The organism is Mesorhizobium koreense, from assembly GCF_031656215.1.
Taxonomy (GTDB): Bacteria; Pseudomonadota; Alphaproteobacteria; order Rhizobiales; family Rhizobiaceae; genus Mesorhizobium_L; species Mesorhizobium_L koreense.
Map to the genome: position 1 here is coordinate 4,276,355 of NZ_CP134228.1, position 16,309 is coordinate 4,292,663.

Annotated in this window: 9 protein-coding genes; 2 read left to right on the forward strand and 7 right to left on the reverse strand. The window is 60.3% G+C overall.

What is annotated here, in order from left to right:
* Nucleotides 1-73: 73 nt before the first annotated feature.
* The 3 genes from RBH77_RS20365 to RBH77_RS20375 all read right to left on the reverse strand — a co-directional run bounded on the left by RBH77_RS20365 (nucleotide 74) and on the right by RBH77_RS20375 (nucleotide 9,105).
* Nucleotides 74-3,457: a helicase-related protein gene (locus RBH77_RS20365; protein WP_311029383.1), complete on the reverse strand. Its 3,384-nt coding sequence runs from the start codon at nucleotides 3,455-3,457 to the stop codon at nucleotides 74-76.
* A 1-nt stretch (nucleotide 3,458) separates the two neighbouring features.
* Complete coding sequence (locus RBH77_RS20370) at nucleotides 3,459-4,697, reverse strand: HNH endonuclease (protein WP_311029384.1); 1,239 nt, start codon at nucleotides 4,695-4,697, stop codon at nucleotides 3,459-3,461.
* Between the two features lie 355 nt (nucleotides 4,698-5,052).
* Nucleotides 5,053-9,105: an Eco57I restriction-modification methylase domain-containing protein gene (locus RBH77_RS20375; protein WP_311029385.1), complete on the reverse strand. Its 4,053-nt coding sequence runs from the start codon at nucleotides 9,103-9,105 to the stop codon at nucleotides 5,053-5,055.
* A gap of 195 nt (nucleotides 9,106-9,300) precedes the next feature.
* Here RBH77_RS20375 and RBH77_RS20380 point away from each other — a divergent pair, with 195 nt between their 5' ends.
* Nucleotides 9,301-10,521, forward strand: a complete 1,221-nt coding sequence (locus RBH77_RS20380; RefSeq protein ID WP_311029386.1) for a hypothetical protein — start codon at nucleotides 9,301-9,303, stop codon at nucleotides 10,519-10,521.
* A 560-nt stretch (nucleotides 10,522-11,081) separates the two neighbouring features.
* Nucleotides 11,082-11,828 (forward strand): hypothetical protein, encoded by a 747-nt coding sequence (locus RBH77_RS20385; protein ID WP_311029387.1) that lies wholly within the window; start codon nucleotides 11,082-11,084, stop codon nucleotides 11,826-11,828.
* A gap of 1,247 nt (nucleotides 11,829-13,075) precedes the next feature.
* On the opposite strand, the gene RBH77_RS20390 is transcribed toward RBH77_RS20385, so the two are convergent.
* The 4 genes from RBH77_RS20390 to RBH77_RS20405 form a co-directional block, all read right to left on the reverse strand.
* Complete coding sequence (locus RBH77_RS20390) at nucleotides 13,076-13,855, reverse strand: NYN domain-containing protein (protein ID WP_311029388.1); 780 nt, start codon at nucleotides 13,853-13,855, stop codon at nucleotides 13,076-13,078.
* 29 nt (nucleotides 13,856-13,884) lie between these two features.
* Nucleotides 13,885-14,067, reverse strand: a complete 183-nt coding sequence (locus tag RBH77_RS20395) for a hypothetical protein (protein WP_311029389.1) — start codon at nucleotides 14,065-14,067, stop codon at nucleotides 13,885-13,887.
* Between the two features lie 3 nt (nucleotides 14,068-14,070).
* Entirely contained in the window at nucleotides 14,071-14,484 is a 414-nt protein-coding gene (locus RBH77_RS20400; protein WP_311029390.1) for a helix-turn-helix transcriptional regulator, read from the reverse strand.
* A 102-nt stretch (nucleotides 14,485-14,586) separates the two neighbouring features.
* Complete coding sequence (locus RBH77_RS20405; RefSeq protein ID WP_311029391.1) at nucleotides 14,587-16,209, reverse strand: tyrosine-type recombinase/integrase; 1,623 nt, start codon at nucleotides 16,207-16,209, stop codon at nucleotides 14,587-14,589.
* Nucleotides 16,210-16,309: the final 100 nt, after the last annotated feature.

Genomic DNA, 16,309 nt, shown 5'->3' on the forward strand with positions numbered 1-16,309 from the left:
CCGAAGTTTATGATCTGCGTGCTTACAGCAAGCCGGCCTGACAATCTCGGCACTTGTCCTCGCGAATGCGTAGTTACGCAATCGCCTTGGCACTCTCAGGCAGACCTGCGGAAATTCCCATCCAGCAGATCAATTCGACGTCGTCCGGTTCGATTGGTGGTAGGACCTTCGGCTGCTGGAACGGCTCCAGGCCGGTATCGAGAATGAGCGCGACGATATGCCTGGCCTTCTCCGCGCCGTCACGATCCTCGTCGTGAAACCACTCTCGCAAAAGGATCTCCTCCCGGCGCGGCCACGGTGCTTCGAGAATATCAAGAGCCTTATTGACCCTAAAACCATCATCGTCGGGCGGCCTATGGGCGCGGATGAACTCGGCAACCCGCTGGTTCAGGGGCCGGACCTTCGGCTGCAAATTCGCAGGGTCGGTCTCTTCCATCCAGGCTTCGTGAATGTTAGCGCGAGCCGCATGCCAAAGATCGAAGATCGCCTCCTCGAGCACTAACGGAACGTGTCGCTCGGTTGCTTCATTGCATTCGATAATTCGGAGACAAGTGCCGATTTCCCGGATGATAGGTTCGTTCTGCAGCTGTTGCCAGTTCTGGTCGACAGGCACGAAGCGCAAATAGGTGCGATCACCAACAGCCGCGCAGAAGAATACGCCAGCCCGCTGACCTCGGCACATCCCGGAGCCGATCCCGTGCGGCATCCGTGCCAAGCGATACGCGTTGCGATCGATTTCCTTGCGCAGGGTCTGGCGATACTCCTCGCCGGTCTGACCTGCACCAGCGGCGCCGCCACGTTCGAACAACGACGGATCTTCTCGAAGCAGGCGCTCGATCTCTTCCCTTGTTTCGGTGAACACCTGGCGACCAGCGGTTCCGCCCTGCACTGGAGAAGCGACCCCAACGCTCGCCGCGGCAAGCGCTATTTTCCGCAGGATCCGCTCCTCGAGACCAAGAAGTTGGTCGAGACGATCTGCCGGAAAAATGGTGCGCAGGAAAACGCGAGCGTGTGGGCTACCGATGCGATCGACGCGGCCATGTCGCTGCACCAGACGCATCGGGTTCCAAGGCACGTCGAAATTCACGATGTGACGACACTGCTGAAGGTTCACGCCTTCCGCCAGCACGTCGGTGGCGATCAGAATGTCGAAGAGATCCTCGCCATTGGTCTCGGTTGAAATTGGAGCGAAGCCGGCGACGGCGCGCTGTCGCCCGAACTCTGTCGGCTCGACATCCACGCTGCCGGCCAGGGCGACGATCCTTCCTCGGTAGGGTGCGAGCGCTGGATCCCTGTCGATCAATTTCTCGAGCTCAGACCGAAGATAGGCGACGGTATCCGCATAGAAGGAGAATATTATCACCTTCCGCTTCTGCCGTGCATCCTCGGCGCTGATCGCCTCTTCCTCCGCTTCCGCGGCGATGTGTTTCAAGGTGTCTACCAGCGCGGCCAGTTTTGGGTCCTGCTCCGGCTCGATCGCCTTTGCTTTTTCCAGCAGCGCTTCGAGTTTCCGAAGATCACTGGTTACCGCTGCGCGTAGCTTGTCGACCTTGTAGAGGCCAGCCGGGGCGGCATCCTCGCTTTGGTCGAGCAACTCGTCGAATTCGTCCTCATCGACCGCACTAATCTCATGCAGCAATCGTGTGCGCACGACGTGTCCCCGCCCTAGCGCGGATAGAAACAGCCGATGTTCATCGATCATTTTTGTCAGCGTGCGGCGGAATGCTTCGCAGGAAGACTCGAAGCGCTTCAGGAGGCCAGACCGCAATAGGCCGACCGTTGCGGCTGAACGGGCGTCGTCTTCTCCGAACAAATCGTCTGTCGAGTCGTCGATAAGAAATGTGTCAGGGACATAGCGAGCGAAGCTGATCGCGCCAATGCGGCCGTCCGGATCCAGCGCTTCGTCAATGAGGTCGAAGAGTTCCGGCAACGGGTTGGACAGCTTGTAGCGCACGCTGATTGCGCGCGGCTCCGGGAAGACGATTGTTACCTCGGTGCCGTCCGGGAGCTTGATGCGATCACCGCCATAGTGCTTTTTGACGAACTGGCGGGTGCGCTTGACTGTCGTCGCATCGATGACCGGATAGAGAAGGTCGGGCGAGAGAGCGGCCGGGTCCTCGGCCGCCGCCTGCCTGAAACGCTCCTCGATCGAGAGGATGCCACGATCGGCCAGGAAGGCGTCCTGCCGGATGAAGAAGCGGATGAGATGAAAAATATCCCAAAGCGAATTGTTGACGGGCGTGGCCGTCAGCAGCAGAACGTCGCGCTTCTGGCCCCAAAGCAGCTTGCGTAGCACCGCCGCACGCGTCGCCGCCTGCGGATTACGATAGTTGTGCGCCTCGTCCACAACCACCAACTGATACTCGCGCAGCGGCCGCTCCAGCTTGTCCTGGAACTGGTCGGGGTCGGCCATGGCGATCTGTCGGTCGATTGCCAGCTCCTCATAGGACAGGCACTCCACATCCCCGAGAAAATGCGTTGAGCGGAACTTGCGCCAGGTGGTGTCGCGGAGCTGCGCGGGGCAGATCAGCAGGCAGCGTTGGCGGCGCTCCAGGTAGAGTTTCAGGATTTCGCCGGCGATGAAGGTTTTCCCGAGTCCGACTTCATCAGCGACGATGGCGCCGCCGGTGTCCTGCATCAGCCGCAGGGCGCGCGCCGCGCCGTGCTTCTGAAAGCTGGTGAGCGGCAGTCCCCGATCGGTCTTCGCCGCCTCCTCGACCTCCGAGCCATAGAGCTGCCAAAGCGTGCGCAGGAAAATGTCGAAGGGCATCCACGGCGCGAATACCTCTTCCAGCATTTCCAGCAGGTCGAACGGAACCGCCTCCTCCCACAGCCGCTCGAACCATTCCTGGGCGCGACTGATGACGGGGCCGTCAAAGCGGCCGAGATTGAGCTCGAGGTTCTTCGTCACCCCCGCGCTGGTGAGATTGGACGAGCCTGCGATCACGCCCGCGCCGCTGTTGCCGTAGCCCTCCCTTTGCGGCGCGAAGATATAGGCCTTGGCGTGCATGAAAGCCTGTTCGTAGCGGCGGCATTCGAGCCGGCCCGATTTCAGAATCTCGATCAGCGCCTTGAGCGATGCGCGCCCGGCGCGGGTAAAGGGAAAGCGGTCGCGCTCGTCGCGCAGTCCGTCGTCCAGTGCGTCCAACCCTTCGCGCAGCAGCCGGCGCTGGAAACGCGGCTCCGGTTCGTCGAGAGGGCGCGTCGGCGGCCGCGCCTCCGACGGCGGCTCCGCGCCGATCATCAGGCGCACATGCTCCACCCCGTCCAGCGCACCGGCGATACGGGCGAATCCGGCCGGCGAGAAAAACGCCGAGGCTATGTCGAGCCGGCCGGGCTGGATCGGCTCCTCGCCTATCCCCCCTTCGAGCGGGGCGATCCCCTCCGTCAGCACGCGATGAATCGCGGCAGCAAGCGTGTTGCCATCGAGATTGTCGATGAATTCGGGACCGCTCATTCTACGGCTTAATCATCTGCATCAGATCGATGCCGGAAGCCATCACCTTCTGCCCGTTCGGGCTTGCTCCGGATTCGAATATCTGATGCCAGAAGGCATAGGTTTGTTTGCCGCCAAAAATGGTGAGCGATGCGTCGCGGTTTACCCACAGTGGTAGCCGGGCGAGATTGTCGATGAAGTGGCCGATGTTGGTCCATAGCTGCTCGGGGAAAGGATACTGGAACAGGCGCCCGCCATCGACCACCCGGCCAGTCATCAGAAAATGGTTCGCGACAATCGTGCCAACATAGCCGATCCAGCAATAGAGGATTTCTTCCTTGGCCATTCGGAATGCCCTCAGGTGCGGCTCGGGCACATCTTCGCCCTTCTGAACCAGGTTCTCGATACGCTTGGTGCCGCGCTCCTCATCGAACTTGCCGATGTAGATCTTGTCCGCGATCAGGCTCATCAGCCGGACGATCTGCTGAACTTCCACGCTTCGCGGATTTTCGCCCTCTTCTTCCTTGTAGTTCCAAGGCGTCTCGAGCATCTTCTGGCTGATGAACTTTGAGTAGAATGTCTTCTCGATGGCGCTATAGGAAAACGGCTTTTCAGTCCCCTTTCCTGCTGTCTCGACGAAATCGCGTAGACGATTGTTGGGCGAGAAAGTAATCGCATCGCGAACACCATCGAGCACATAGCGCGCCACCTGCCGCTGCTCGCCGCGAAAATAGTCAACCAGATCCTTCTCCGAAAAGCCCTCGAAGTCGTCTGCGAGGTTCTTTTCCTTGCGGAAGCGAGCGATACGATCGCGCAGCATTGCCGAGCCTAGTCGACGCTGCACCGACTTATCGAAAGCGATCTGCCTCAGCGTCGTGCCGGCGTTGGTGTTTGTGGTGAGCAGCACGTCGAAATCGGGATCGATGAAGACGCGCACCGGCAAGGTTCGGGCTCCGAGCAGTATTTGCGCGGCCGCCTTGTGCTGTCCGTCGAAGATGTGAACCTCAACCTCAGGCAGGCTTTCCGAGGAAATCCAGCCGAGCGCCACGTGCAATTGTGGGCGGCCCTTGTGGAACTCCTCCACCAATCCGCGGATATTCGCGCCGATCGGGCGGGGATTTATCTTGTCATCGTGATGGATCACTTCGATTGGTAGCACGGCAAAGAAATACCGCATACCGGAGAGCCGATCCTTATATAAGGGAACATCTACCTTCCCCCCGCCGGCTACATAAGTGATGGTCCCGTCCTCGATCTTCATCCGTAGCTCGTCGGACGCGCCACCATAAGCCTTGAGCACATCGTTCAGATTGGCGCCGCGGTCGTCGCTATCGGCGCTTTCCTTGATATGTTCGAAACGCGCCAGCACTCGCGCTACGCGTAGGTCGGCCGCTTGCTTGGAGCGATTGAAGTGGCTGAGCGTCAGCGCGAAATTGGAAGGATCGTCCTTGCCGTTGTCGCGAGTTGGAATGATGTGGTCGATGTCTACCTCATCGAGTTTAAGATCGATAGGCCGGTCTGCGATGAAGCACTTGCCGCCTTGCTGCTCCCAGAGGCGCTGCACCAACGCCGCCCGTTGTTCCTTGTTCAATCCGTTGAGATAAAGCGATCCCATCCTACGCCCCCTGCGCGTTCAATCGGTTGCCCTTAGGTTCGTAGTTGCGGAAATGCTTCGCCACCGCCTGGAAGCGCGGCTCCCAGTCCCAGCCTTCGTGGAAGGTCTCGAAGATATGGCGGAGCTGGTCTTCGCTCAGGCCGTAGAGATGCGCGACGACGGCATCGAGTTCGTCAATCATGTCCTGTTTCACATCCGGCGCGAGCGGCCCATGTTCGACGCCGACTTTTTCCGCCCATCCGGCGAAGCGCTCGTCGGGTGCGGCGAGGCGGCCGGACAATGCTACGGCACGTTGCCAGAGCCGATCTGTTCGCAGAGGGCGAGGAACTGGAAGTGGATTGAACACGAAGTAGTTCACATGCGTCTCGACATATCGCCGCGCATACCAGTCGAGCGGACGTGAACTTAGAACGGCGAGTAAAAAGGCCTGGTCCTGCTCGTCCCCACGTGGCCACATGACTTGAGGCGCGGTGTTTGCTAAAAAGACAGACTGCGGAACGAGAGCTGCACGGACAGTTCTGGTGTCAGTAGCGCGGCTGATGTCCCGAACCGCGATGCGTGGACTATGACACGCCAACGTCCTTCGGTCCTGCCGGTAAGCGACTGAAAATTCGCCATGGACGCTGTCGCGGGAGGAGCGGCCGGCCCGCAGTCGTTTGTGATAGATGAAGTCCTGAGCGCCGGTCGGTTCTGCCCAGGCGTAGTAGGTGCTGGATCCCCGGTCAGACTCCCACAAGTCGAACGACTCGCCCTTAAAGACAGGCCAGCATCCGTCCGGCTGCTCCTCCTGAAAAACCATAAGGTTACGCTGGTTGGTGGCGTCCAATTCCCGGTCGGGTCTGGCGCGCCAACTCTTGCCGTCATTCAAATCGAGACGAGGCGCCTTTCGCAGTTGCGCGAATACTTCGAGTGACTGCTCGGTGGGTAGCAGCGGCAACGAGGCCGTATCGTTCCAGGAGAGAATTTCCGCCGCGGCGAAGCGGGCGGGCGCTTTCTCGTGGCCGGCATCGAAGACGGCCTTGGCGGCGAATGGTCCCCGCAATCCGATTGTCTTGCCTTCAGACTGACCCCGCTCGATGGCGACAAAGGCGATCGTATAGCGGTGCTCGGCTTCGTCGAAGACCCAGCCGGCACGATTGAGAACCATTGTAAGATCGACGCTCGCCGCCTTTTGGAACATCGCCTTGCGGAACAGTTCCGACCCTTTGGCGGCGAAGGCGCTGCGCGGCAGCACGACACCGATCCGGCCGCCATTCTCGTGGGCCAGGTTCCAGAAGCGCCACATGAAAGCCTTGTAGAGGTCAGGGTCGCCCGTTCCCATGCCGGGATAGACGCCCGAGGTGAGCGCCTTGCGAACACCGGCCATCTCCGTGACTTCCGCGTCAAGTTCCGCCGCCAGGTCAGGCCGCTCCTTGCGTAACCTTGCGCGTTCCCTCTCCATTTCCGCCTGCGACAGCCCGCGCAGGCCCGGGAAATGCCGCGCCCAGAAGGCATGGTCCTCCACTGTCGCCTCCTGCCATGGCGGATTGCCGAGCAGCACGTCGAAGCCAGAGCGCTTGCGCAGGAAGACTTCCGGGAAGGCGACCGGAAAGTGGAAAATGGCAAGCTGCCGCAGTTCACCAAGGGCGCGCGATGCCTGTGCATTCGCGGCTATCCGCCGCCGATCCTGCTCCCAAGTTGCGAAGTTAACTGGAAATTTTGGGTCGAGGCGCTTTGCGACCACGACATCGCAGAGCGCCTGCGTGTCCGCCACCGCCTCTTTCGCTTCCTCCAAAGCCGCGCGCGCTTCTTTGATGTCAGCCATGGTTGCGTCGGAGATGTTGGCAAGCCGCCGCAACGGTTTCGCGGCTTTGCCGAGCAAGGCTTCCGCGTCGAGCCTGATCAACTCTCCGCTTTCAGCCTCGAACGCCTCGCGGATTTCCGCCACAGTGCCGACGCCGATGAGCGCGTTGCCGTGGACCAGATTGTGGTTGAGCACGCTGAGCGGCAGGCCGGGCACGAAGGTATGAATCCAGATCGCCAGCCGCGCCAGTTCCACCGAAAGATTGTTGAGATCGACGCCATAGATGCAGCGCCGCGCGATCAGCCGGCGCAGCAGTTCGCCATCCTCAATCGTGATTTCGTCGGCCAGTTCGCCAAGCTGCTTTTTCGCCGCCTGGCGCAGCCGGTCGAGTTCGGCGCGCACGCCCGCCGCTCCGGGCGCGTCCTTGCCGGCCAGGTAGTCAGCGAAATGCTTTTCGATGCGATCGACCGCAGCCACCAGGAAATGGCCGGAGCCCATGGCGATGTCGGCGACGCGGAAATCGAAGAAGGCTTCCGCCGCTTCCGGCTCGTCGAGCGCCGCCACCCGCGCCAAATGCGCCTCCAGCGCCGGCGCCAGCGCGCGGTCGAGCAGGTGTTCGACAGCGAAGCTCTTGGTGAAATAGCTGCCTGACGCCTTGCGAGCGCCTGAGCGGTCGTGGAGATAGATTTCGCCCTTGCGCACGACCGGCATTTGTTTCGCCTTGAGCGGCACATATGAGCCGTTCCTGTCGGTGACGAGATCCTGCTCGGCGACCGAAAGCTCGGATTCCAGCAGGCCTTCGTAGATGGTGCCGAACTCACGCACGCCGAGTGAGCGGAAGTCCACTGGCGCCAGCGGTCCATCACCAAGGTCGGTCAGCAGCAGCGCCGTCAGAGCCGGCTCGAAGACGGCGTTAGGCAAGGCGATCCTGGCCAGTTCCGCGCCGGCCTGCGATACCGCCGGGTCGTCGGTGAACAGGCCGCCATTGTAGGCCGGCACGGAAAGCTCGATGTCGCCCTTGGCGATCGCCGTCCAAACCCGGTTCACCTCCTGCCAGTGCGAAGTGCCGGGCGTGGGTTCCACGAGCTTGCGCGCATGCTCCGCCAGTTCATGCGCCTTCTGCTTGAGCGAACGGCGCCGATAGGCTTCGCTATGCTGATAGGGAAGCAAATCCCGGTCCTCGGCATAGGCGACGAACAGCAGCCGGAACAAGACGGTGATCGCCATGCGGTAGGTGAGGTCGAGGTCACTCGCCGTCGGGTTCTTCAGCGCGCGGGCTGCGGCGACGCCGTTGGCCAGTAGCGGCATCACCTGGTCGTAGATGCGGTCGCGCAAGCGCGTGGCGAGATTGGAGGCGAAGCGGCCGGAATCGTCGAGCAGCTTCTTCACCGCACCATCGGGCCTGAGCGAGTCGGCGGAAAAGATCAGCGACAGGAAGCCGAGATGTTTTCGCGCCAGAAGCGATGTCTGCAATTCCAGATAGGTCTCGGTGCGGCCGCGCCGCCCCACGCCGACGTTCTCCCGCGCCGGATAGAGGCGCAGCCGGTCGCCCTGCAGCATCAGCACCCAGTCGAGGTTCTCCGCGTTTGCCTTGGAGAAGGCGTAGGAGACCGGAGACAGCTTGTTGAAACGATCCGATCCAGCTTCTGGAACCTCGTCGCGATCGAGCAGAACAGCCAGCGCCAGCCGCCGGTCGACGCCCTTGAGCAGGCTGGTCATGTTGTCGAGTCGCTCGACCGAAAAGCCGAGCCGGCGTAGCAGATCCTGACCCTCCGCGCCGTCCTGGAGGATAGCGCCGGCGCGCTTCTCGTGCTCGGCCCAGTCGGAGCGCCTCGGCGCATCCTCGGTTAGCTCGTGTAGCGCGAACAGTCCCTGATTGCGCAGGCCAGGCGCGGCCGTATCGAGCGACGGCAGGGCCTGGCCGAGGAACAGCAGCGCAGCGTGCCGGTCCGGTTGCTTGAGCGCTGCCGCGCAGAGCCGCTCGATGGCGTTGGCTTCCTTGGCGGCATGGATCGGCAGGTTCTCGCCAGAGGGGCCACAGAGCCAGGCCTTGCCATCGTGGAGCGCAACCGTGAGCAGCGGTGTCGAGCGACCGCCCCTGCGTTCCTTCCAGGCTTTCAGGAGTGCGGCCGAGGAAGGCCGGCCAGCGCTGGTATAAACGGCGACTTCGAGGCCAAGCTGGCCGGGGCCGATGTAGAGGCCGAGCGGAGCAAGCCCCTCCGCCGATTGCGTCAGCGGGCGTTTGGACAAATCTTCGAGAAACGGGCTCATATGGTGAGGCCCGTTCCGTTCTCGATCGATAGTCGCTTATCCCGTTGCAGGGAACGGTGTCTTCGAATCGTCATTCCTTCCCCCTCCTTTTTCAGTATGCCCGGGAAGGTCATTCGCGCAACCGCCGGAACCTTTCGAAATATTTCGTAGTGGCTATGTCAAACGATACGACTTGCCGCTATGTGCGCGGTTTCATTGATCCGCCAGCCCGTTGATTCCGCTACGAGTATGACTTCGCATTCCGTCATCCTAACCGCCGTCAAATTCCCCGAGACCTTCGATCTGACCTACACAGAACGACTGGCTGGCATGAAGCAGGCTCGGTTTAAGAACCGAATTGCCCTGCAACCACAGATCGACCTGAAGGCATATAAGGCCGGTGCAGTCGTCGACTGGGCCGATATCCGGTTCCGGACCGTGAAGCATACCCAGTGGAAATGGATCAAACATCACATCGACAAAGCGATCGGGGAGAGGGTCTACGTCGAGAAGAAGAAGCTCGACGACGACGGCAAATACCGGGATTTCCGGGTGCGCATCCAGGAGCCGGTCACCAAGGATCTGCTACTGGCGGAAGAAGCCGTCAGGTCGAAATGGGATCTGCAGCAGCAAGCCGAGATGGTCGGCCTCGAGGTCAGCGTCGATTTCACCCCACGTAATCCATCCGAGGAGGCGCGCGCGCTTATGTTTGGCGTCCTGGTGCGCAGCCATCTGCCCAGCCGGGATGTCGTCGCCGAACCGTTCGACCGCCCGCGGTTTACCTGGACGAAGGGTGACGACGGCACCGCCTATGTGCTCGGCTATGACAAGAGGCATCCTGACCGCTCCGATAATTTCCTCCTCGATGCTGCGAAAGACCGGCCGGCAACGATCGACTCCACCTACTATGCCGGTGCCGAGGGATCACGATCCGCATGGCGGACGATGATCAAGCTGCTTGATAAACAGAACATCGCCACTGGCACCAGGGAGATCCTGCCGGAGGAGAAGAAGAGGGTGCGGATCGAGGTCACGGTCGACAAGAACGAACTCGACGAGATGGGTATCCGGACGATCAAGGATCTTGCTGGCTTCAAGTTCCAGCGCTTCCACGGCCGATACTTCAAGTTCGTCTTGCCAACTTTTCCGAATTTCGCCGACGAGCCGGAAGAGAAAAGGAAGCTGTTTCTGGAACAGCTTCGAGAGACGCGGCTCCAGCGGTTTCTGAACGCAGGTGTCGTCGGACTGGAAGCCTGGGACGAAGCCTGGCGCCGGAAGAAGAAGCAGACGCGGAAGGAAGCGATCAAGAGCGACCTGCCTCTAGCGAAGACATCCATAATGGCCGGAAGCTCCAACACGTTAATGGATTACAACGAGCTCACGAGAAAGGTAATACAAGCCCTCCATCACATTGATGACCGGATGCGGCTGAAATAGCCATCCTAGAGCGCCGCCTCCAGCGATTCTTGAGAACGGGATGGTCCTTTGCTCTCTTTCGATGCGTATGGTGGCGGAGAAGGCTGTTCTTCGCTTATACGCGTTTTATAAAGCAAGTTATTAGAGCCAAAATACGCGCCATGACGTCCATTCCAGCACCCTCAAGCAGTTCAGCGTTCCAGATGACGGCCAGGAGAGCGCATTTCCGTGGAGAAAAGCTGAAATTTGCTCACTCCGGCGGCCTGCGGCGATCTGCGACAGGACGCATCAGGCTACGCCGACACCATCGAGGGACGGCTCCTCGCGACACCACCCCAGGCGCCATCGACCCGTTCCGGGATGGACATTCACGTTGCTGACGATAGTGCAGCACCACAGCGACGCTGCTGTTCGTTACAGTCGCTCGCCCTTGTCACAGGGGCGCTCGAGGGCTGGCGCCAATGCTGTCGAAGCATCAATGACGCATCGGGCAAGCGGAGCCAGCCAGTGACGCGCCCTCGTGCGAATTCAGTTCGCCAACGCTCCGCATTGAGAATACTGGGCAAGGTTTAGAAAACTCAATGAACGAACCTCGCCCGCTTGTTGCCTACGCCTTTGCCTATGTAGGAAGGCAACTTCACTCGTTCGACGAACTCAACGCCAACGCCGCGCTCAGGCGTCAGCGCGGAATTCAGCTTGCCTTCGAGAAAACCAGCGGCAGGCACATATTAAGGACAATTATTGATTCGAGCACTTACCGTGCGGTTCCCTTCGTTTCGAGGGAGAAATTCCGGCAGGCGATCAACACGGCACGTGAGGCCGGCGCCGACCTGCTCTTGGCCGACATCCAAGAACTTATGACACGCACTAGACGGAACCGGATCATCGAGTGCACCAATGCCTTAGATGCTCTCGATGTCGAGATCTGGGACGCATCCTTGCATCGGACATGGAGGTCGATGACTGCGGCCGAGCGGCGTCCTCTCGTCATCAGTGCCGCACGGGCGGCCCAATCAAGATCAGAGGCTGTGAAGGCCGGAATTAGTCTGTCGCGCGCCGAGAAATCCAAGGCTCCAAATGGAAACTACAAGAAGGGTGTTCTCGCCAATCGCCGCTGCGCGGACCAGCGCGCCAGGCGCTATCGGGATTTCGTCCTGAGTGAGATGGCCAAGCTGCCGCCCGGTGAAAAACTTTCTCCCTCTACCCTCGCCACAGCCTTGAACGCCGCCGGTCTTCCCTCGGCCCGAGGCGGTCGCTGGAGCCACAATACGGCAAAGGACCTCATAGCGCGCGTCGAAGATATGGCAGTGGCTCAACCCCTGAGTTGATCGCGCTAGTGCTTCCGGGCAGACTGGTGGCACGGAAAACCCTTCCTCGGACAGAACTATACCTCGGCGCCGTCTCGGCCGATCCACGATTTTCGACAACCGGCCTGAAATAGCTGGCCGGAGACACCGACTGGTCATTTTTCGCGACATCGCCGTTGGGCTGCTGATTGGCACCCGCCAGCGAGCCTGCAGGCGACGCCACTTTCCGCACTACGTAACCGAAACTCTCTCGCGATACGTATCATTCCTTTATGGCCCATGCTGCCGATCGCCGTCGCCCCGCACATGGTCGTCCGCCTTATCAAGATCGCTCGATGGCGATTTCGATACTCCTTGCACCACGATGCGTCCTCGCCCACGTGCGTTAGCCTGACTTCTACTCAACCGTTGGATCGGCCGATTCAAAATGCGAGTGAACGTAGAAAGATGCTTTTCGGCACGATTTTACGCAGGCTGATGTAAAGTTGGAGCAAGGTCAATTCCCAAGCCGACCTCGAAAGACCCTTCTGGCCATCTGTTCAAATTGGGGGAAGCCGGGTCTGATAACAACGCCATTCTTGTCGTCTGGTAAGGATTGCCACCCGTTTCTTGCTCCTCCCATCGGGAACGGTGGACGAGCCCCGGATTATCGCGGCGACAAAAGGCATCCCCATGGTTGGGGACGGATTTTCCTAGGACTTCCATGGTATGGGGATGGAATTCGCCGATGGCGGGGAGCGATCCATTCCCCGTGATCTAGCGCAGGCTGCCCTCGTGCCCGCTAATTCATCAGGCATGCGCCAAGAACAGGCGCTCGATGGGTTCCGCCTTCTCGACTGGCGGCCCTGGGCAACAAGGCGGTTGACGTCGATCTTGATGAATTCGCGATACTTGGTTCAGATCCGTCCACTCACGCAACGGGGACATCGCAGCATGGTTGCCCCGGCGGACGGGAGCGACAACGCCGGCAGCGCACTCCATCGCCGCCATGAAGACCGGACAGCGGCGCGGGTCGTCGTTGTTCGGCGTGGGCGTGCAGTTCGGCATAGATTGGGCGAAGGCGATCCCCGAAGAGTCCATCAGACCGCAAGATTGGCTCGACGAACGGGTCCAGATCATCAACCGCCGAGCCACTTCCGCAAACGCCAGTGGATGATCATTCCACACGTCGGACGGGATTGAGGCGGTCCGGGATCCCACATTTTGAGGTGAGCCTGGCACCTGATAGCGGGCACCCAACGGGAGCGCCCGATCACTTTCGCCATGTGTCAGCCGGTGCCAGGCGAGGTTACGCCCTGACGCACAAACGCGCGGCGCCGTTTTTTGTTCTTCAAGCGCACCCGCGGACCGCCTTCAGCCGTTCCATCGACGACGAAACCTCGCAGACGGTCAAGGAGATCGGCAAGCTGTCGGAAGCCGTAGCTGCGCGCATCGAAGCTTCTGTCGTATTCCAGCAGTTTCTCCTGGAGCGTCTCCACGCTCAGCCAGCCGTCCTGATCGCGAAAGGCGACAATGGCCGATCGGAGCAGTGGCACGAGATCCAGGGGCCGCAACAGAGGCGTCGCTTGACGTTTCATGATGCCGGGAGAACCGGGTGGCACCAGATTTTCGACAAAGTAGAATCTGGTGGACGCCTGACGGAGCCGTTCCGGCGCGCGTGCGTTCCCGAAACCGAAATATGGCATCCGTTCCTCGCGCAGGCGTTCCGCCAGCGGCACGAAATCGGTATCGCTGGAGGCTACGGCGAAACCGTCGACCGTCTTGCCGTGGATCAGATCCATCGCGTCGATCGTGAGCCGGAGGTCCGCGGCATTCTTGCCTCTGGCAAATCCGCGGCACTGTCGCTCGCTGATGTCGTGGCGGACACAGGCTTCCGACCATGCTTCGGTTTGCAGGCGGCCGAAATCGCCGTAGGCGCGCCGCACAACGGCGCGACCAAGCGTTGTGAGTTCATCAAAGATACCGTCGACAGAAATTACCGGAATGTTTTCGGCATCGAACAGGACTGCCAGACGAAGGTCTGCAGATGATGGCATGGCTGGTTCCAATGGGTCTGGTGAAAAGCGAACGATGTCGATCAGCGAGAAAGCCGTCTTTGAGGCGGACTGGTCCGGAAGACCTGGCGCAGCTTCTGGGTCAATTCCAGCGTAGGCGATGGATCTGTGTCCCAGGTCGTCAGCCGGATGATCTCGATCCAGAACTTTTCGTTCTCGGTGAGCGGTCGATCGTGAGGTGATGTCGAGTTCGATATTTCGCTCATCACCTATCTCCCAAAGATAGCGCGCAGGGCCGCTCTTGCGCGCGAGGTCAGGCTCGGATCGGAATGATCCGACGCATCCCGGATTTCCTCCAGCCAGGAGACCTCGTTCTCGGTGACAAGCGTCCCGAATATCCGACGGACGGCGAGATCGGTCGTATCGCCGCCGAGTTGCTCGACCGCCATGATGAAGAGGCGCTTCGGATCGCACTCCAGTGCCTTGGCCAGCGCCGGCACACGGTCGAGCGGTAGCTTCGAGGTGCCAGACTTGATCATTGAAAGCACGTTGGCGTTGATGAATCCCGCCTCGGTGGCGATCTCGAGCTGGCTCTTGCGCGGCCTCAGTTCGAGGATCCGCTTTTCCAGAAACCGGGTCAGTCGTGTGTCGGCGTGTGGCCGTCCAGGCCTTTTCTTGTCCATGTCGCCCGTCCTTCATGAATGCGCAGCAAATGCGCTGCTCACTTCATCTATAGCGACGCGACAATGGGGAGCTTCGGGGAGCGTCACGGACGCATTCAGGCTCTATTTCGTTGCGGCAATTGGGAGATCGAATTTTACCCGACTGAGCGCTTCAGCCATCGCCTTGACCATGGTGACGGCCTGATCGCCGATGTAGATGCCGCCGACCGATTGATCCTTGTGGCCGGTAATCAGGTCCGACACGTCGCGGTTGACGCCGTAGCGCGCCAGGGCGGTTTTTAGGGTATGGCGGAAGGAGTGAAACACCTTCCGGCTGTCATGGATGCCGACTCCGGCCTTGTAGGTGCGGAGAAACCAGCGGTTGATTTTGTCTTCCGGTTCCCAATCGGGGAACAAGCGTTGGCCGCCCTTGTCACGAAGTTTCGCGACGTAATCGAGGAAGCCGAGTTCAACGAGCGCCGGGTGTATCGGCACGATGCGCTTTGACCGAACATTCTTCGATGCCAGCGACAGGTTGATGACGTTGACGCCCTGTTCCTCGTAAACGTCGGCGAGCCGGACGCGGGCGATCTCTGACGATGATCGAGCGCCAGTGTAGAGCGCCAGAAGGAGCGCCCATTGTTGCGAGCCGTATTCCGCCGGGTTCTTGAATAGGGCGCTGCCGAAGATCGCTTTCAGGTCGTCCTGGGTGAACGGGACGCGCGACGGCTCCTTGTAACCCTTGCCTTCGTCAACGCGGATGCCAGCGGCTGGATTGTCGTTCATATGTCCGTTGTTCGCCGCCCATTTGAAGATGGTCGAAAGGTGCGACAACCATTTCATGTTGATCGTTTGCGGGTCGAGCGTCGGATATGGTTCCTCGCGCTTGGCGTTAGCCTTGATGGCCCGGGGCAGGGTCAGGCCGGGGAAGCGTGCGGCATATCGGTTCGGCGTCTGGAGGAGCGCCTGCTTATATGCGAGCACGTCAGAACGCTTGATCGACCTGGCGAGGATAGCGCCGCCCATGAACTCCTCAAACATGCGGAGGGCGACCTTGTGTTCCTGCATGGTTTTGTCGGCGAGGGTGCGATTGCCGGCCGTGCGCTCGGTGTGGAAGGCGACCAGGATCGAGGTCAGCGTTTCGCCGGTGCCACGATCTTGCGGGGCTGGGGCGGGTGCTGGCGGCTCCTCGACCGTAAGCAGAGCGCTCTTCGGTTCCGGCGGCGCTACCGTGCCCTTGTCGCGGGCTTCGATCACCGCTGAAATGTCAAGTTCCACTTGCGCCGCCAGTTTTAGCAACTCGGCCCGCGGCGTGTTGGGCAGAATACTATTCTGCCGCCACAGATCTACCAGCTCGCCTGCCCAAACCTCGGATGTTTCGCCGGTAATTTGACCCGACGCAACAAGCCTCTGATTCCTAGCCATGATCGCGGATGTTCCTCGGTTTAGTCCCACTACGGTATCCTGGCTGAGTTCGAAGCGGCTTCGATCATCCTCATTTAGTTCAGCATGATAATATTCTTTTGCCACTGCTGACGCTGTTGGTCGAATAGCCGCCAGCGCTTCGCGTGCTTCCTCGATCCTGGCGAGGAAGCCAGCAATTACGCCATGCGCATTCCGTTCGGCCGTCTTCTTATCGCCGCCGAGCGGTTCGACAAGCTCACGCTTGCCGATGATCGGCCGCAACTCTTCCGGCACTGTGACGCGCACTACATACCGGCCGCGACTGAATTGAACGTGTTTCATGGGGTGCCCATCGCGCTTTTGTAGCTAACTTTGTAGCAGGCTTTGGGGCTGTATCCCTTGGAAATCAAGGGTTATCTTTGCAAATCAAGGCACTAACAGG